The following is a 15789-nucleotide window of genomic DNA, read 5'->3' as shown; positions in this document are numbered from 1 at the left end:
CGACACCATGTGGCTCTTGGTTCTCGCTTATCTCGGCGGTGTGCTGACGATCGTCAGCCCGTGCATCCTGCCGGTTCTGCCTTTTGTCTTCGCTCGCACCGGGCAGCCGTTTATCAAGAGTGGCTTGCCGCTGTTGGCCGGGATGGCACTGACCTTCGCCCTCGTCGCGACACTGGCGGCGGTGGGCGGCGGTTGGGTGGTGCAAGTCAATCAGTACGGTCGCTGGCTCGCGTTGCTGTTCGTTGCACTGTTCGGGCTGACGCTGCTGCTGCCGCGTCTGGCCGAGCGTCTGACCCGGCCGCTGGTGTCCGCCGGCAGTCGCCTGTCGGAGGCCGCCGGCCAGGACAATCGTCCGCATCCCGGCGCGTCGTTTCTGATCGGTGTCGCCACCGGGCTGCTCTGGGCACCGTGCGCCGGGCCAATCCTCGGCTTGATTCTGACCGGTGCCGCGCTGCAAGGGGCAAGCATCGCCACCACGCTGTTGTTGCTCGCTTATGCGGCGGGCGCGGCTACGTCGCTGGCTGCGGCGCTTCTGCTGGGCGGTAAGGTTTTCGCGCTGATGAAGCGCTCGATCGGCACCGGCGAGTGGATCCGCCGCGGGCTCGGCGCTGCGATGCTGGCCGGTGTGGCCGCCATCGCGCTGGGCCTCGACACCGGGATTCTGGCGCGGGTGTCGACGGCTTCCACCGGAGGTCTGGAGCAGGCACTGGTCGGCAAACTGTCGGGGAAATCCCCTCACGGCAACGGCACGATGATGGCGCAGATTCCCGCAGCGGATGACGCGGCGAACGGCAGCATGATGGCTGCTGGCGGCGCGATGAAAATGGCCGCCAAGGCACCGGGCTCGTTGCCGGTCGAAGGTCAGTTGCCGCCGCTCGATGGCGCGGTGCAATGGCTCAACTCCGCGCCCTTGGATGCACAGGCATTGAAGGGCAAAGTGGTGCTGGTGGATTTCTGGACCTACTCCTGCATCAACTGCCTGCGCACCTTGCCTTACGTCAAAGCCTGGGCCGAGAAGTACAAGGATCAGGGCCTGGTGGTGATCGGCGTACATGCCCCGGAATTTGCCTTCGAACGTGATGTAGGCAACGTCACCAAAGCCATGAAGGAACTGGGCATCAACTACCCGGTGGCCATCGATAACGACTACAGGATCTGGCGCGCTTTCAACAATGAATACTGGCCGGCACATTACTTTGCCGACGCCCAGGGGCGCATTCGTTACCACCACTTTGGCGAAGGGGACTACGCCGAATCGGAACGCGTCATCCAGCAACTGCTGCGTGAGGCCGGTGCGAAAACCGTCGCTGACGGTTTGATCAATGCCGATGCCCAAGGCGTGCAGCTGGCCCCGGACATGAATCAGGTGCTGTCGCCGGAAACCTACGTCGGCTACCAGCGTGCGGAACATTTCGTACCGGAAACCAGCCTCGTGCCTGACAAGGTGGCGGCTTACACGGCGCCGACCAACCTGGCTCTGAATGACTGGAGTCTGGGCGGGCAATGGGCAGTCGGTGCCGAGCGCGCCACCGCCAGCGCGCCGGCCAGCCGCATCGTCTATCGCTTCCACGCCCGTGACCTGCATCTGGTGCTGGGGCCGGGAACGGACGGCAAACCGGTGCGCTTCAAAGTGACCATCGACGGTCAGGCGCCGGGAGATGCCCACGGTGTCGACGTGGCGCCGGACGGCAGTGGTCAGGTGACCGAACAACGCCTGTATCAATTGGTGCGGCAGACCGATGAGGTGAAGGACCGAACCTTCAACATCGAGTTTCTCGATCCGGGCGTGTCGGCCTACGCCTTTACCTTCGGCTGATCAGGAGTGCGTGACATGAAAACTCGAATTATCTGGCGTCGTCTGTTGTTGGGCGTCGCGGCGGCCGGGGTGATCGGTCAGTGCTCGGCATTTTCCTTCGGTGCCGAGGAAGGCGTGGCCATTCCACCGCCAGCGCTTGATGAGAACACCCAGGCACACAGCGAGACGGCAGTCTTCGCCGGCGGCTGTTTCTGGGGTGTGCAGGGTGTTTTTCAGCACGTCAAAGGTGTGCAGAAAGCCGTCTCCGGATACGCCGGCGGCGCGGCGAATACAGCGGAGTATGAGCGGGTCAGCGAGGGCGATACGGGCCATGCCGAGTCGGTGCAAGTCACCTTCGATCCGACCCAGGTCAGCTACGGCAGCCTGTTGCAGATCTACTTCTCGGTGGCCCACAACCCGACCGAGCTCAACCGTCAGGGCCCGGACAGCGGCACGCAATATCGCTCGGCGCTGTTCCCGGTCAATGCCGATCAGCAACGCGTTGCACAGGCCTATATCGCCCAGCTTGATGCGGCGCATGCCTACAGCAAACCCATCGTGACCAGACTGGAAACCTACAACGGCTTCTATCCGGCGGAGGACTATCACCAGGACTTCCTCACCGAACATCCGACCTATCCGTACATCGTGATCAATGATCTGCCGAAGGTGGCGCAGTTGAAGCAACTGTTCGCCGAGCGTTATCAGGAGAAACCGGTGCTGGTGAAAAGCGGGTCGTGATCACCGGTTGTCCAATGGTTATTGTGCGGTCACTGGCGACTGTCGGGCGGCGAGGGTTCGCAGTGCCCAGTAGAGCTTCAGCGAGCGGGTACTGATCAGGCCGCACATGAACCCCGATACCGTGGACTTGAGCAGCAGCATGTCGGGGGAAGCGGCCAGCTGCGGATTTACCGCATCCTGATAGCCGAAGTAATAGTTCGCGAAAAAGAACATCAGGAACATGATCAGGATTTTCACGGTGCCCGGCATGATCAGCCCGGTCGCGGTATCGTCGAGTGCCACGCCCTTGCGGGAAAAAACCAGCCAGGCCGAGAGGCTGCCCAGCAACAGCGCGCCAAACCAACTGCCAAGGAACAAGACCGGGTCGATCGTCAAGTTCACGGAGTACAACGACCACGCCAGAAACGCCGGCGGTGTGATGAGCATCGAGAGACGGCTTTCGCGGCGGGGAGAAAACGCCTTGATGCCGAAATAAACCACAAGCAGAAAAAACACGTAGGCTCGAATCGGGGTGTTTTGCAGAATCGTGAGCATCGCGCAGCATCCATGCTGAAAAAGGGGAAGGTGGATAATAGCCGGGGCCGTAGTAAGTGCCCGTTATTTCAATCGCGGGCGCTCCATTGCAATCACCGAGGTTTCAAATCCCAGGCTGGCAAAAAATGCTTCTGCTCCCTCGCGCCCGGCCCGCAGTACCTAGGTGATGTCAGGGTTATCTCCCATTACATGTTCGACCAGTTTCCGGCCCACGCCTTGGCGTTGGTGTTGTACATCGACGACCACCATCGACAGATAGCCATTGGACAAACCATCGGTAATGCCCCGGGCGAAGCCGATGATCTGCTCGTCCAACCGTGCAACAGCCGTCCGCTGTGAGTTTTGAATCAACTGCGCAAAATATTCGGCGGAACCGACTCGATGTGCCCAGCCATGTTGCCCGAGAAACAACCGCACCGACTCCGTTTCGGCGGGTAAAAGATCGCGTACCGTCAGAGCGTTTTTCATTGGGTGATCGAGTCCTTGATAACCGGATGATTGCAAATGAACTGATGCCAAGCGTAGTCAGCTTTTCCCCCATGTCCGCATCGCAAACTCGACGAAGCGCCGAAGCTTCGGCAGCCGATAACGATCCTGTGCATACAGCAGATGCAGAGGACGGCTCGGTGGCTGGTAGTCGGGCATTACTGTGACAAGTTTGCCATCGCGCAAATCCTGTTCCACCAGTGCATCGGGCAGCATCACGATGCCCATGCCAGTACGCGCCGCCTGGTGCAAGCCGGCCGAGGTGTTCATCAGCATCGGTCCGCTGACATCGACCATGATTTCACCGTCCGGGCCGCTCAGGCGCCAGCGCTTTTCCACCGATTGCCAGTCATCGCCGGCGGGGTAGGCGAACGACAGGCAATCGTGCTGTTGCAGGTCTTCAGGCGTGAGCGGCATGCCGCGCCGGGCCACGTAATCCGGAGACGCGCACACGGTCAGGGTGTAGTCGATCAGGGGGCGGGCGATCAGGTTCGATTGTTCGAAATGGCCGAGGCGGAACGCCACATCGAGACCACTCTCCAGCAGATCCGGGCGGCTGTTGGTCAGCACGACATCCATTCTGACCTGCGGATACTGCAGGGAAAATTCGCTGAGCGCCGGAGCCAGGCGTTCGACACCGAAGGTCAGCGGCGCGGTGATCCGCAGCAGGCCGCGCGGTTCATCCAGGGTTTGCTCGGCGAGTCGTTCGGAGTCTTGCACCAGCCCCAGCACCTCCAGACAGCGCTGGTAATAGACCGTACCGAATTCGGTCAGCCGCTGTCGGCGGGTGGTGCGTTGCAGCAGTTGTACGCCGAGGCGCTGCTCCAGTGCCCGCAGGTGATTGCCGACCATGGTCGTGGACATTTCGCACTGCAGGGCGGCCGCGGTCATGCTGCCGGTTTCCACGACTTTGACGTAGACGCTCATTGACTGGAACAAATTCATTATCAAGTCCTGCTTATAAATGATTGAAGTTTTGCCGAGTTTATCCAGCTCTGGTGGCTAACCATACTGCAAACACACCGATCTTCACTGGAGTTTGAAGTCATGACCGCCGCCCTGATGAACACGTACCAACCGCTGGCCCTGAGTTTCACCAAAGGTCTGGGCACTCGACTGTGGGATCAGGCCGGTCGCGAGTACCTCGATGCCGTCGCGGGTGTGGCGGTGACCAATGTCGGCCACTCGCATCCGCGAATTGTTTCAGCGATCAGCGAGCAGGCGGGATTGCTGTTGCACACCTCCAACCTCTACAGCATCGACTGGCAGCAGCAGTTGGCGCTGAAGTTGACCCAGCTGGCGGGGATGGAGCGGGCGTTCTTCAACAACTCCGGTGCCGAGGCCAACGAAACCGCGCTGAAACTGGCGCGCCTGCATGGCTGGCGCAAGGGGATCGAGCAGCCGCTGGTGGTGGTGATGGCCAACGCTTTTCACGGCCGCACCCTGGGCACGTTGTCGGCCAGCGATGGCCCGGCGGTGCGCCTGGGATTCAACGAGTTGCCGGGGGACTTCATCAAAGTGCCATTTGGTGATCTTGAAGCGCTGAATCAGGTGCAGCAAAAACATGGCGAGCGAATCGTGGCCATTCTGGTGGAGCCGATCCAGGGCGAAAGCGGCGTACAAATCGCGCCGCCGGGTTACCTGAAAGCCCTGCGCGAACAGTGCAATCGCCACGGGTGGTTGCTGATGCTCGATGAAATCCAGACCGGCATCGGTCGCACCGGCCGGTGGTTTGCGTTCCAGCATGAAGGCATCGTCCCCGACGTCATGACCCTCGCCAAAGGCCTGGGTAACGGCGTGCCGATCGGTGCCTGTCTGGCTCGCGGCCGGGCAGCGGAACTGTTTACGCCAGGCAGCCATGGCAGCACCTTCGGCGGCAATCCGCTGGCCTGCCGGGTGGGTTGCACCGTGCTGGACATCATCGAAGAACAGGGCCTGCTGGAAAATGCCCGGGTACAAGGCGAGCGTTTGCTCAGCCGCCTGCGGGCGGAACTGGCGGACAACCCGAATGTGCTGGCGATTCGTGGGCAGGGATTGATGATCGGCATCGAACTGAAACAGCCGATCCGCGACCTGACCCTGATTGCCGCGCGGGATCACGGATTGCTGATCAACGTCACTCGCGGCAAGACGATCCGGCTGCTGCCGCCGCTGACGATTGATGAGCGGGAGGTGGGGATGATTGTGAGGGGGATAGGGCGCGTACTGGAACGGGACTGATCTCTTGTTCAGTAGTGATATCTGCACGTGATGACGCAGACTTCACCGTCTTCAATTGCATAGACCAAACGATGTTCGGCAGTTATCCGTCGGGACCAGAAGCCGCTCATGTTGTGCTTGAGCGGCTCGGGTTTGCCAAGTCCTTCGAAGGGTTGTCGTTGGATCGCTTTGATCAACAGATTGATGCGTTTGAGACCGGCCTTATCGTTCTGCTGAAACCATAAGTAGTCTTCCCACCCGGTTGGCGTGAACTCGATTTTCATTCTTCGATCAGTTGCCTGGCTTTGGCTTTTCCTGCACGCATTTCGCCAATCGATTTGATCAAGCGCTCTGCGTTGGCTGGAGAACGCAGCAGATATGCCGTTTCTTCCATCGCGTTGTATTCAGCCAGAGACATCATGACAACAGGTTCACCTTTTTGGCGGGTGATCAGCAGCGGGGCGCGATCTTCGTTCACGCGGTCCATGGTTTCCGCCAGGTGAGCCCGGGCCGTGGTGTAGTTGATGGTGTGCATGTTGTAGTCCTCGCTTGATGCAAAGAACGTACAGAAATGAGTACATGATGACAAGGCAATACCTACCAGTGGTTGTCGTACAGAGAGACTATCTGCGGTTGAGTAAGTATCACTGAAGTCTCATCGAGACGTTTCCTGGACTTCTGTAATCTCATTCCGATGGATAAGCCATCCAGCGGTCGTTGAGAATTCGAATCTGACGTTACCCGCGTAAGACTTATTGACCGTACTTGTCAGGCAACGGCAATCCTGTCTGCAGGCATTTAATGAGTTTGTCGGGATCTACCTGACACCAGTAAACGAATGTCAGCTCATCAAAATCGGCTATTGCTGTCTGGGCGTCGACCAGAAAGTGTGGCGCTTTCCATTGTTGTGCGACGACGGCCAGTGCACCAGGACCGCAAACGATCCACGATGCTTTGCCACCAAAGATTTGTGGCAAATAGGCGTCACTCAAAATGGATTGCATGACACTATCGAGCGATTCGCTTTCTGATCGAGTCAACCAGCGTTGATGTGGCGCGTCGCAATCATCGCCGGCATGCACGCTGTCGCGAGTGATTCGAAGCTTTTTCAGTAATGTCATCCGAGCAACTTTCCATCAGAAAAAAGGCAAGATCCTAATCAGGATAATCCGTCAGATCCGGCGCCAGCATCCGGGTCTTCGGCGCGCCGTTCGAGTTGTGCTGAATGATGTCCCGGGGCTGCCCTTGCTCATTGAAAAACACCTGACCGATCCCCGCCGAATTCCATAGCCGTTCACCTGCTTCGGCATGTTCGGGAACGTACGGCACGATGCGCATCCGTCGGCGTTTGGTCAGCCAGTTCAGCGGCGAACGGGGTGAATAGAGCCAGCGATTCAGGCGGTCGAACCATTCCAGCAGGGTGGGCGGGAATTCGTTCTTGATGCCGCTGCTGGTGATCTGCCAGATGCGCGGGCCGGCCTTGCGGTGTCGGATAAGCACTTCGTAGACGAAGGAATAATGCACATCCCCTGACAGCACCACATAGCTGCCGGGTGTACGGGTGTGTCGGAAAATATTCAGGATCACCTGGGCCGCGCCGCGATGGGCCATCCAGTTTTCCGCGTCCACCAACAGGGGATAACCGCACCAGCTGAAGACCTTCTGCACGGTTTCGATCAGTTTCACACCGAAGATCGGTGCCGGCGAAACGATGATCGCCGACGGATGATCGAGCAGTTCCTGCTGCAATTCGCAAAGGGCTTCCCAATCCAGCAGGCCGGAAGGTTGCTTGAGCGCCATCTCGCTGCGCCAGCGTCGGGTGCGGGTGTCGAGCACCACCAGAGCCGGGCTGGTGGGCAGCACGAAATGCCAGTGCTGAAAGCGCAGCAGCTCATCGATCAGTTCGTCCTGTACCGGGGAGTCGAGATAACGATCATTACCGCTGGCGCTCAGGCGTCGGGTTTTCTCCAGCAGTTCTTTGAATGCATCCGGGTTGTTGCCCCAGCCCTGGCACAACAGATAGGCGATCAGCGCATTGCCGATGATGCGTCTGGAAAATGGATGGCCGTAGGCGGTTTCCTCCCATTGCGCTGACAGGTTCCAGTCATCGGTGATGTCGTGATCGTCGAAGATCATCAAGCTCGGCAAGTGCGCCAACGCCCGGGCGACATTGCCCAGACCTGCCTTGAATCCATCGATCCGGGACTGCTCCAGGGCATAGCGCTGGCGACGTTCGGGCGTCAGGTTCGGGACTTGTGGATCGATCAGCGTCCATGGTGTTGGCGACCATACCAACAGGTACATGGCCATGACTTCGGCGAACGTCACCAGATGATTGTCGGCGCTGCTGCTGGTGAAAATCGGCTTGCGTGCGCCTCCGAAAAATCGCTCACGCAAAGTCTCGTTGCTCTCGAGTGCCGGTAACAAATCTGCACGGTGGTAATAACTGGCCGGGTGCTCATACAGCCTGGAACTGTCGCTGACCACCGCGCCTTCGAGTTGCTCATCAAACAGTCCGAGTCGCTCGATCAATGCATGAATCGCCCGCAGCATCGGACCGGCGACGTCATCGGCGTAAATCTGATCGCCGCTCATCATCAGCAGGGCAGGGCGCTGTTGCGGCTCGGTTTCAGCCGCGAGCAGTTGATCGACGCAGAGCAGGCCGTCAGCCGCCGGGTGATGCGGTTTGCGGCACGAGCCGTGGAGCAGTTGATCGATCCGTGAACGCACTACAAGGTTCGGGCACATGGCGCTGCCATACAGCAGATGCGGCGCCCAGTCGGCGATGGGATGCTGGCCATCGATCAGCAAGTCGTAGTCGATCTGAATGTCGCAGGGCAGGGGGCTGTCGAGCGTGACGTCTATCAGGTGAATGAATGCACGACTTCCCACAGGAATGACCGTGCATTTCCCGGCATCCAGTGGCATGTCTCCTGCACCTTGCAGGCGCAAGGTCAGTGACAGCTCGCGACTGCCGACCAACCAAAGCACGATGCGTGTCGGTTCCAGCCGTCGCAAGAGCGGGCCGGCCAATACAGGAGGCAGCGGAGGCAGGTCAGCAGACATTCGAGACATCGGAGGGCAAAACTCAGGTCGCACAGGCTGGCGATGATAGCTCAGCCCGTGCTTTCAACCCTTAAGCGAGGCTTAAGAGTCCGACTTTTGCAGCTTCAGCGCCAACAGGCGCCATTCGGCTGGCGTAGCGTCGACTCTTGGCTGTTCCTGAACGGAGCAATCGAAGCGGTACGTCACGTCGTCACCGTTCATGTTCCGCGCGGTGACGGTGTTGCTGAAGTTGTAGACCTGATCCTTGAAGCGCTGCGGCGTCAAGCTTTTGCTGTCGGCAAACCGGGCAGATGCGGGGAAGCGCAATGTACTGGTTACGAACGGGCTGCACATGACATAGGCGAGCATCGACTTGTCACCCTGCGCGTCGCTGCGCAGTTTTTTGCTCAGGGCTGTCAGGGCTTTGCGCCCCTGGTCGTCGCTCTGGTCAATCACGGTTTGCACCGACAGGGTTTTCGGTGCACGACTGGCGTAGTTCGGCAGCAACGCTGAATCGGGTGGAGAGGGCTTGTCGTCTGGCTCGATAGCGGCAAACACCGGCGCGTCTTTCAGCGTAGAGGGGCTTGCAACCGACTCGGCTTCCGGCAGCAACGAGGTTGGCTCTGCTTCCCGTGTCACAACGTTTTCAGTCTGCTCGGCTTCGTAGTGATGGGCTGACGGGAACAGTGAAAGCGTGATCGACAGCACCACCATCGCCACAATAAAACCGCCCGCCGCACCGACCAGGTTGCCGTAAAACAGATTCCAGCTGCCGCGGTTTTTCACCACCCAGCGCCACATGAAACCCCAGGCCGCGACAAATGCCAGAAAACGCAGAAACTCCATTCGATCCTTTCCTTAAACCTGCAAAAACCTGAAAACGGTGCGTCGTGGAGAATGAGTCCTGACGGTAGGCGGCAAGATATCAAAATAGATTTCTGGTGCCACGAGAACCTTCATGCTCAGTGTCGATACCGATTACTTGAGTGCAAAAAACGCCAGCGCCGTAATGCCGGCCACCGTGCCGCAAAGACCTGCCAGAAGCTGTCGCGCAATGAGGGGCTCGACTTGCGAGCGTCGCGCGACCAGCATCCATACACCGACCAGCGCCGCGAATGTTGTCATCATTTCCAGCAATGTACTCGTCAGCCCGGGTACGTGCGGCCGGGTCGACCCGAACAGGCCGATGTAGAATTCCGAGACCACCAGTCCCACCACCAGGCCGCTGACAGCACCCAGCAGGTTGGCGAGAAACAGGTTCCAGGCACCGCGCTGCTTGACGACCCACACCCACATGGCCGCCCAGGCTAGAAGACAAAACGCAAAGTCCATCGAATCCTTCCATTTGAGTCAGTCCCGGTCAGGCTCTTTGCACCTTGCCCGACAGTGGACGGCAAGATAGCAAAATAGTAGCGTCGTGCCATTCCTCATCACCGTAACGGATTACATATGCCCATTTTTACCTTGGTCTTTCGCCTGCTCTGCGCGACCACTCTCGCCGTCATGATGACCCCGGCGTATGCCGACGACTGGGAAGAAACTCCGGAGGAAGCCTGGAAGGGCTACCTTTCCGATTGCCAGCACCTGCAGCGGGCAATTACCAATCTGCAGAACGGTAGCCAGACTGCAAGAGATTCCATGCTCTATATCGAGAGCCCTATGCGAACCTTTCCGGTACATCGTAAACACCTCGATCCCTCAAAACTCGCTTCCCCCGATTACGCTCGCTGCGAAAACCTCATCACCCAAGGGAAAGATTTCGTTGCCAAGGAGCGCGCCGTATACGACGACGAGATCGCTCAGCATCTGCAACAAGCGCAGACCGAACACCGGAACTCCCCGGAATACAAGCGCGCTCGTGCTCTGGGTTTCACCGACGTAGGCGAGATCGGTCAGCTCGACGAGCACGCAGAGCTGGATGGCGAAGAGAATCTGAAGACGTTGATGATCACAGTCGATTTTGGATGCGGCCGACATTTTCGCGCCGCGCAATACAATAAACCCTATGTGATCTACACCGTCGGTGCGCCGGATGGCACATGTGTCCACCATAGAAACGTCGCGGTACTGAACGGTAAGAGGGTGGACAGAGGCGACAACATTGACCGGGACGGGATCTTTCAGTACGTCGGGTGGAAGGAGCTGGAGGGGGCGGATGGGTTTCCCGTCGACATTCGAGTCGTCAAGGCAATCGACTGATCAGCCAATATTTTTCTTCGTCCGAAGGATAGAGGAGCCGCGCATCCAGCTGCTCCATCGAGCGTGTCTGTTTTTGAAATACAAAACGCCCGATGCATTGCATCGGGCGTCGGGTTGAACAGGTGTAATCCTTTTTCAGGACCAGACACCAGCCTCAGCGGCAGCGGCAGCGGGCAGCAAAATAGCAGCGTAACGCCTCTTGCTCATCGAGCCGATCAGCTACCGGTCAGTTCAAAGCGCAGATCCAGCAACTTCCAGTCGTCAAAACCTGCGTTCATGGTTGGCATGGCCTGCAGGGTGCATCCGAAGCGATAGGTCAGATAGTTTCCCGCAGCGTCCGGGATCTTCATCAGGCTTGTGCTGGTATAGATCTGATATTTGTAACGCTGGGTCGAGAGAGCCTTGTCGTCGGCAAACAAGGCCAGTTCCGGCTGACGCAGCGCGCTGCGTATAAACGGCTCGCACATCTGGAACGCGATCAGTCTTTTGTTGGCGTCCGGCCCGTCAATGAGCCCTCTTCGCAACTGCGCATGAGCCAGGGTCTGTTGTGCAGTCATCCCTTGAACTGTCGCCAGCTCGGAGCGGGTTGTCGGTATTTCATTCAGATAGTTTTCCACCAGGCCGGACTTGAGCGGTTCTGGCGTGATGCCAGGCTCACTGGCGTCATACTCGGGCAATGCTTCTCCGGTCGAAGTATTGGCAGACACCGCAGGGCCTGATTTGCCTTGCATGGTCAACTCCAGCAGCCGCCATTGGTCATCCTTGACCCCGTTGCCCGAGACGAACTGCACGGCGCAGTCGTAGCCGAGACTGACCATCGTGCCTTCCATGTTTTCGCCACTGATCCTGCTGATGAGGAGGTAGGTCTGGGATTTGTAGGCGTCGGATCGTAATTCCTCAGTCTCGTCGAACGCGGCGGAATCCGGAATGCGTAGCGTGGATTTTGCCGCTGACCGGCAGATCAGCCCCGCCAGACTTCCGTTGACCCCGTTGACCATATCTGCGCTGGCTCGCCATTGCGCGTATTGGCTTTTCCACTGTGGATCGAGATTGGCGGAAAGCAGCGGTGTAGAAAGCCGTGGATAGCGTGGGCTGTCGGTTGGCAGCAACGGAGACGTCGGAGCGGATGTGCGACTGACCGGCTTGCGTGGGACAAAGGTCCTTAGCTGGCTTTCGTTCGCGATTTGCGGCTGAGCGCCGCTGGATGCCGCAGGGGTGGTTTTTTCGTGAAGTAGTCCGTTGACGGTAACGTAGACCACAAGCGCCACAATAAACCCGGCGATCACGCCGGCGAAGTGGCCGAAAAATACCGGCCAGGTTCCACGATTCTTGACGACCCAGGCCCACATCCCTGCCCAGACCAGCAAAAACATCACGATCAACGATGTCTCCATCCCATCCATTTCCTTTCGTTATTTCGTGCCAGCACACTCAGCAGATCCGCCGACGGCGGGCGGCAAGATAACAAAAAGATGGCGCTGCGCCACTGCTGGATCGCATTTGAATGGATCTGGATTTTCCCGCGATGACAGGCTTTGCCGCCGGTACGCTTTTACAGAACGTCTTTCAGATAGCGCCTGAGCGCAGAGAGGGGCTGATTCAGTTGCTCCATCGATTGTGCCCGGCTGAGTTCGGCCGACAACTTTTGCAACTCGCGCCCCAGCGGTTTCTCGACACCACCCAGTGCATCCAGTGCCAGGCCCAGGCACTCATTCATCTTGAATTGAATACTCTCGACATCACCCCGGCGCACCAGCAATTCGAACACGTCTTTCTGATAGTCGCCCATGACCAGATCATCCCGCAAAATCGGGCTCAGGCCTTCTTCCTCGTAAGCGAGTTTCAGGGAGAAAAGGGCGACTGTTTCCAGTGACGTTTCCATGGGGTGAACCTGTGTGAGATCTCGCCGGAGGGCCAGCGGCACTTTCCGGCAGGCGAAAAAAAAGGCCTTGCTAAGCAAGACCTTTCTTAATTTTGGTGCCCCGAGGGAGACTCGAACTCCCACTCCTTTCGAAAACGGATTTTGAATCCGCCGCGTCTACCAATTCCGCCATCAGGGCTCAATGGCGGCGAAGTATAGAGAGGTGCCTACCGTTGGTCAATCACGTTTCATGGTCAATTTTCGATATTTCCGCTAGACTTTCCGGCCCTGCTAGACGAACCCCATCATGCGCGTTGCTGACTTTACCTTCGAGCTTCCTGATTCGCTGATCGCCCGCCACCCTTTGGCCGAGCGTCGCGGTAGTCGCCTGTTGACCCTGGATGGGGTCAGCGGCGCCCTGGCACACCGTCAATTTACTGATCTGCTTGAGCATTTGCGCCCCGGCGATCTGATGGTGTTCAACAATACCCGGGTGATTCCGGCGCGGCTGTTCGGGCAGAAAGCCTCCGGCGGCAAGCTGGAAATCCTCATTGAGCGGGTGCTCGATACGCACCGCGTGCTGGCCCATGTGCGTTCCAGCAAGTCGCCGAAACCGGGTTCGAAGATCCTCATCGACGGTGGTGGCGAAGCCGAGATGCTGGCGCGTCATGACGCGCTGTTCGAGCTGGGTTTCTCCGAGGAAGTGCTGCCGTTGCTCGACCGCGTCGGGCACATGCCGCTGCCTCCTTATATAGATCGCCCGGACGAAGGTTCGGATCGCGAGCGTTATCAGACCGTTTACGCCGAGAAGCTGGGCGCGGTGGCTGCACCGACCGCCGGGCTGCATTTCGACCAGACGCTGATGGAAGCGATTGCCGCCAAGGGCGTCGAGACTGCGTTCGTCACCCTGCACGTTGGCGCCGGTACCTTCCAGCCAGTGCGCGTCGAGAAAATCGAAGACCATCACATGCACAGCGAATGGCTGGAAGTCGGCCAGGACGTGGTCGACGCAGTCGCCGCTTGCCGCGCACGCGGTGGTCGGGTGATTGCCGTGGGCACCACCAGCGTGCGTTCGCTGGAAAGCGCTGCCCGCGACGGCGTGCTCAAGCCGTTCAGCGGTGATACCGACATCTTTATCTACCCGGGCCGGCCGTTCCATGTGGTCGATGCCCTGGTGACCAATTTCCATTTGCCCGAATCCACGCTGTTGATGCTGGTTTCGGCGTTTGCCGGTTACCCGGAAACCATGGCCGCCTATAAGGCCGCCGTGGACAACGGTTACCGCTTTTTCAGCTACGGTGATGCGATGTTCATCACCCGTAATCCCGCACCGACTGCCCCTGAACAGACAGGCCCAGAGGAAACAGAATGAGTCGCGAATGTCGCATGTCCTTTGAACTCCTGGCCACCGATGGCAAGGCCCGTCGTGGTCGCCTGACCTTCCCCCGTGGCACCGTCGAGACCCCGGCCTTCATGCCGGTGGGTACTTACGGCACGGTCAAGGGCATGTTGCCGCGGGATATCGAGGCGATTGGCGCGGAAATCATTCTGGGCAACACCTTCCACCTGTGGCTGCGCCCGGGCACCGAAGTGATCAAGGCCCACGGCGACCTGCACGATTTCATGCAGTGGAAAGGCCCGATCCTGACCGACTCCGGCGGTTTTCAGGTGTTCAGCCTCGGCGCCATGCGCAAGATCAAGGAGGAGGGTGTGACCTTCGCCTCTCCGGTCGACGGTTCGAAAGTGTTCATGGGCCCGGAAGAGTCGATGCAGGTCCAGCGCGACCTGGGCTCGGACATCGTGATGATCTTCGACGAATGCACCCCGTACCCGGCTGACGAAGACGTCGCCCGCGTGTCCATGGAGCTGTCGCTGCGTTGGGCCCAGCGTTCGAAGAATGCCCATGGCGACAACACGGCGGCGCTGTTCGGCATCGTTCAGGGTGGCATGCACCAGGACCTGCGCATGCGTTCGCTGGAAGGCCTGGACAAGATCGGTTTCGACGGCCTGGCCATCGGCGGTCTGTCGGTGGGCGAACCGAAGCACGAAATGATCAAGGTGCTCGATTACCTGCCGGGCATGATGCCGGCTGACAAACCTCGTTACCTTATGGGCGTTGGCAAACCGGAAGATCTGGTTGAGGGTGTGCGCCGCGGTGTGGACATGTTCGATTGCGTGATGCCAACCCGTAATGCCCGCAACGGGCATCTGTTCATTGATACAGGCGTGCTGAAGATCCGTAACGCGTTCCATCGCCATGATGATTCGCCGCTGGATCCGACCTGCGATTGCTATACCTGCCAGAACTTCTCCCGCGCTTATCTGCATCACCTGGACAAGTGCGGCGAAATGCTGGGAAGCATGCTCAATACCATCCATAACTTGCGCCATTATCAGGTGCTGATGGCTGGTTTGCGCGAGGCTATTCAACAGGGTACATTGGCCGCCTTTGTCGATGCCTTCTACGCCAAACGCGGGCTCCCCGTTCCGCCTTTGGACTGAGTTTCTGACCCCAAGATTCAACATTTGCAACTGGAGTGCTAAATGAGCTTTTTTATCTCTAACGCCATGGCTGACGCGGCTGCACCGGCTGCAGCGCCTATGGGCGGCGGCTTCGAGTGGATTTTCCTGGTCGGCTTCCTGGTCATCTTCTACCTGATGATCTGGCGTCCACAGGCCAAGCGCGCCAAAGAGCAGAAGAACCTGCTGAACAGCCTGCAGAAGGGCGACGAAGTGGTCACCACCGGCGGCATCGCCGGCAAGATCACCAAAGTGGCCGATGACTTCGTGGTTCTGGAAGTTTCCGACACCGTGGAAATGAAGTTCCAGAAGGGCGCCATCGCCGCCACGCTGCCAAAAGGCACGCTGAAAGCGATCTAAGGGCAACAACTTCTACTCAATCGACGGGGCGCGCAAGGCGCCCCGCGTC

At 58.8% G+C, this 15789-nt stretch carries 17 protein-coding genes, 1 tRNA gene and 1 pseudogene; 7 read left to right on the top strand and 12 right to left on the bottom strand.

The window, feature by feature from the left end; all coding sequences use genetic code 11:
* The first annotated feature begins 7 nt into the window (after positions 1-7).
* Both DLD99_RS23550 and msrA read left to right on the top strand, forming a co-directional pair.
* Positions 8-1816: a cytochrome c biogenesis protein DipZ gene (locus tag DLD99_RS23550; RefSeq protein WP_114885389.1), complete on the top strand. Its 1809-nt coding sequence runs from the start codon at positions 8-10 to the stop codon at positions 1814-1816.
* Between the two features lie 15 nt (positions 1817-1831).
* Positions 1832-2536, top strand: coding sequence for a peptide-methionine (S)-S-oxide reductase MsrA (gene msrA / locus DLD99_RS23545; protein WP_114885387.1), 705 nt, complete (start codon positions 1832-1834; stop codon positions 2534-2536).
* An 18-nt stretch (positions 2537-2554) separates the two neighbouring features.
* On the opposite strand, the gene DLD99_RS23540 is transcribed toward msrA, so the two are convergent.
* From DLD99_RS23540 to DLD99_RS23530, 3 genes and pseudogenes are all read right to left on the bottom strand, one after another.
* Positions 2555-3070 carry a DUF6622 family protein gene (locus tag DLD99_RS23540; protein ID WP_114885385.1) on the bottom strand — a complete coding sequence of 172 codons (516 nt, stop codon included), beginning with the start codon at positions 3068-3070 and terminating at the stop codon, positions 2555-2557.
* A gap of 63 nt (positions 3071-3133) precedes the next feature.
* Positions 3134-3538 (bottom strand): annotated as a pseudogene (locus DLD99_RS23535) (GNAT family N-acetyltransferase).
* A 57-nt stretch (positions 3539-3595) separates the two neighbouring features.
* On the bottom strand, positions 3596-4501 hold the full coding sequence (locus tag DLD99_RS23530) for a LysR family transcriptional regulator (protein ID WP_114885384.1): 906 nt from the start codon (positions 4499-4501) through the stop codon (positions 3596-3598).
* Between the two features lie 102 nt (positions 4502-4603).
* Between DLD99_RS23530 and DLD99_RS23525 the strand changes: the two genes are divergently transcribed.
* Positions 4604-5776 (top strand): aspartate aminotransferase family protein, encoded by a 1173-nt coding sequence (locus DLD99_RS23525; protein WP_114885382.1) that lies wholly within the window; start codon positions 4604-4606, stop codon positions 5774-5776.
* Positions 5777-5784: 8 nt separating this feature from the next.
* Here DLD99_RS23525 and DLD99_RS23520 read toward each other — a convergent pair whose 3' ends face one another.
* From DLD99_RS23520 to DLD99_RS23495, 6 genes are all read right to left on the bottom strand, one after another.
* Complete coding sequence (locus DLD99_RS23520; RefSeq protein WP_114885380.1) at positions 5785-6039, bottom strand: Txe/YoeB family addiction module toxin; 255 nt, start codon at positions 6037-6039, stop codon at positions 5785-5787.
* A complete protein-coding gene (locus DLD99_RS23515) occupies positions 6036-6290 on the bottom strand; it encodes a type II toxin-antitoxin system prevent-host-death family antitoxin (RefSeq protein WP_114885378.1) in 255 nt (84 codons plus the stop codon). The genes DLD99_RS23520 and DLD99_RS23515 overlap by 4 nt, the downstream gene beginning before the upstream one ends.
* 217 nt (positions 6291-6507) lie before the next feature.
* A complete protein-coding gene (locus DLD99_RS23510; protein WP_114885376.1) occupies positions 6508-6876 on the bottom strand; it encodes a hypothetical protein in 369 nt (122 codons plus the stop codon).
* A 34-nt stretch (positions 6877-6910) separates the two neighbouring features.
* Positions 6911-8830, bottom strand: a complete 1920-nt coding sequence (locus DLD99_RS23505; RefSeq protein WP_114885374.1) for an alkaline phosphatase D family protein — start codon at positions 8828-8830, stop codon at positions 6911-6913.
* Positions 8831-8902: 72 nt separating this feature from the next.
* Complete coding sequence (locus tag DLD99_RS23500; RefSeq protein WP_114885372.1) at positions 8903-9646, bottom strand: hypothetical protein; 744 nt, start codon at positions 9644-9646, stop codon at positions 8903-8905.
* 132 nt (positions 9647-9778) lie between these two features.
* Positions 9779-10132 carry a hypothetical protein gene (locus DLD99_RS23495; protein ID WP_114885370.1) on the bottom strand — a complete coding sequence of 118 codons (354 nt, stop codon included), beginning with the start codon at positions 10130-10132 and terminating at the stop codon, positions 9779-9781.
* Positions 10133-10249: 117 nt separating this feature from the next.
* On the opposite strand from DLD99_RS23495, the gene DLD99_RS23490 reads away from it, so the two are divergent.
* Entirely contained in the window at positions 10250-10999 is a 750-nt protein-coding gene (locus tag DLD99_RS23490) for a hypothetical protein (RefSeq protein WP_114885368.1), read from the top strand.
* Positions 11000-11214: 215 nt separating this feature from the next.
* Here DLD99_RS23490 and DLD99_RS23485 read toward each other — a convergent pair whose 3' ends face one another.
* The 3 genes from DLD99_RS23485 to DLD99_RS23475 all read right to left on the bottom strand — a co-directional run bounded on the left by DLD99_RS23485 (position 11215) and on the right by DLD99_RS23475 (position 13059).
* Positions 11215-12393 (bottom strand): hypothetical protein, encoded by a 1179-nt coding sequence (locus tag DLD99_RS23485; RefSeq protein ID WP_114885367.1) that lies wholly within the window; start codon positions 12391-12393, stop codon positions 11215-11217.
* Between the two features lie 158 nt (positions 12394-12551).
* Positions 12552-12881, bottom strand: coding sequence for a hypothetical protein (locus DLD99_RS23480; protein ID WP_114885365.1), 330 nt, complete (start codon positions 12879-12881; stop codon positions 12552-12554).
* 93 nt (positions 12882-12974) lie between these two features.
* Positions 12975-13059 (bottom strand) — tRNA-Leu (locus DLD99_RS23475).
* A gap of 108 nt (positions 13060-13167) precedes the next feature.
* Between DLD99_RS23475 and queA the strand changes: the two genes are divergently transcribed.
* Genes queA through yajC form a run of 3 tightly spaced genes read left to right on the top strand, consistent with a single transcriptional unit; the run spans position 13168 to position 15740 of the window.
* Positions 13168-14232, top strand: a complete 1065-nt coding sequence (queA, locus tag DLD99_RS23470) for a tRNA preQ1(34) S-adenosylmethionine ribosyltransferase-isomerase QueA (protein ID WP_114885363.1) — start codon at positions 13168-13170, stop codon at positions 14230-14232.
* Between the two features lie 14 nt (positions 14233-14246).
* Positions 14247-15362: a tRNA guanosine(34) transglycosylase Tgt gene (tgt, locus tag DLD99_RS23465; RefSeq protein WP_162803510.1), complete on the top strand. Its 1116-nt coding sequence runs from the start codon at positions 14247-14249 to the stop codon at positions 15360-15362.
* 42 nt (positions 15363-15404) lie between these two features.
* Positions 15405-15740, top strand: coding sequence for a preprotein translocase subunit YajC (gene yajC, locus DLD99_RS23460; protein WP_065257675.1), 336 nt, complete (start codon positions 15405-15407; stop codon positions 15738-15740).
* The last annotated feature ends 49 nt before the right edge of the window (positions 15741-15789 follow it).

Origin of the sequence: Pseudomonas kribbensis (genome assembly GCF_003352185.1) — a bacterium.
GTDB classification, from domain to species: domain Bacteria; phylum Pseudomonadota; class Gammaproteobacteria; order Pseudomonadales; family Pseudomonadaceae; genus Aquipseudomonas; species Aquipseudomonas kribbensis.
Note: the sequence above shows the minus strand (reverse complement) of the source record. Positions and strands in the feature narration are given on the sequence as shown.

Coding starts and splice junctions, on each gene's coding strand:
- DLD99_RS23550 (WP_114885389.1), top strand. CDS start 8: ATGTGGCTCTTGGTTCTCGCTTATCTCGGCGGTGTGCTGACGATCGTC.
- msrA (WP_114885387.1), top strand. CDS start 1,832: ATGAAAACTCGAATTATCTGGCGTCGTCTGTTGTTGGGCGTCGCGGCG.
- DLD99_RS23540 (WP_114885385.1), bottom strand. CDS start 3,070: ATGCTCACGATTCTGCAAAACACCCCGATTCGAGCCTACGTGTTTTTT.
- DLD99_RS23530 (WP_114885384.1), bottom strand. CDS start 4,501: ATGAATTTGTTCCAGTCAATGAGCGTCTACGTCAAAGTCGTGGAAACC.
- DLD99_RS23525 (WP_114885382.1), top strand. CDS start 4,604: ATGACCGCCGCCCTGATGAACACGTACCAACCGCTGGCCCTGAGTTTC.
- DLD99_RS23520 (WP_114885380.1), bottom strand. CDS start 6,039: ATGAAAATCGAGTTCACGCCAACCGGGTGGGAAGACTACTTATGGTTT.
- DLD99_RS23515 (WP_114885378.1), bottom strand. CDS start 6,290: ATGCACACCATCAACTACACCACGGCCCGGGCTCACCTGGCGGAAACC.
- DLD99_RS23510 (WP_114885376.1), bottom strand. CDS start 6,876: ATGACATTACTGAAAAAGCTTCGAATCACTCGCGACAGCGTGCATGCC.
- DLD99_RS23505 (WP_114885374.1), bottom strand. CDS start 8,830: ATGTCTCGAATGTCTGCTGACCTGCCTCCGCTGCCTCCTGTATTGGCC.
- DLD99_RS23500 (WP_114885372.1), bottom strand. CDS start 9,646: ATGGAGTTTCTGCGTTTTCTGGCATTTGTCGCGGCCTGGGGTTTCATG.
- DLD99_RS23495 (WP_114885370.1), bottom strand. CDS start 10,132: ATGGACTTTGCGTTTTGTCTTCTAGCCTGGGCGGCCATGTGGGTGTGG.
- DLD99_RS23490 (WP_114885368.1), top strand. CDS start 10,250: ATGCCCATTTTTACCTTGGTCTTTCGCCTGCTCTGCGCGACCACTCTC.
- DLD99_RS23485 (WP_114885367.1), bottom strand. CDS start 12,393: ATGGAGACATCGTTGATCGTGATGTTTTTGCTGGTCTGGGCAGGGATG.
- DLD99_RS23480 (WP_114885365.1), bottom strand. CDS start 12,881: ATGGAAACGTCACTGGAAACAGTCGCCCTTTTCTCCCTGAAACTCGCT.
- queA (WP_114885363.1), top strand. CDS start 13,168: ATGCGCGTTGCTGACTTTACCTTCGAGCTTCCTGATTCGCTGATCGCC.
- tgt (WP_162803510.1), top strand. CDS start 14,247: ATGTCCTTTGAACTCCTGGCCACCGATGGCAAGGCCCGTCGTGGTCGC.
- yajC (WP_065257675.1), top strand. CDS start 15,405: ATGAGCTTTTTTATCTCTAACGCCATGGCTGACGCGGCTGCACCGGCT.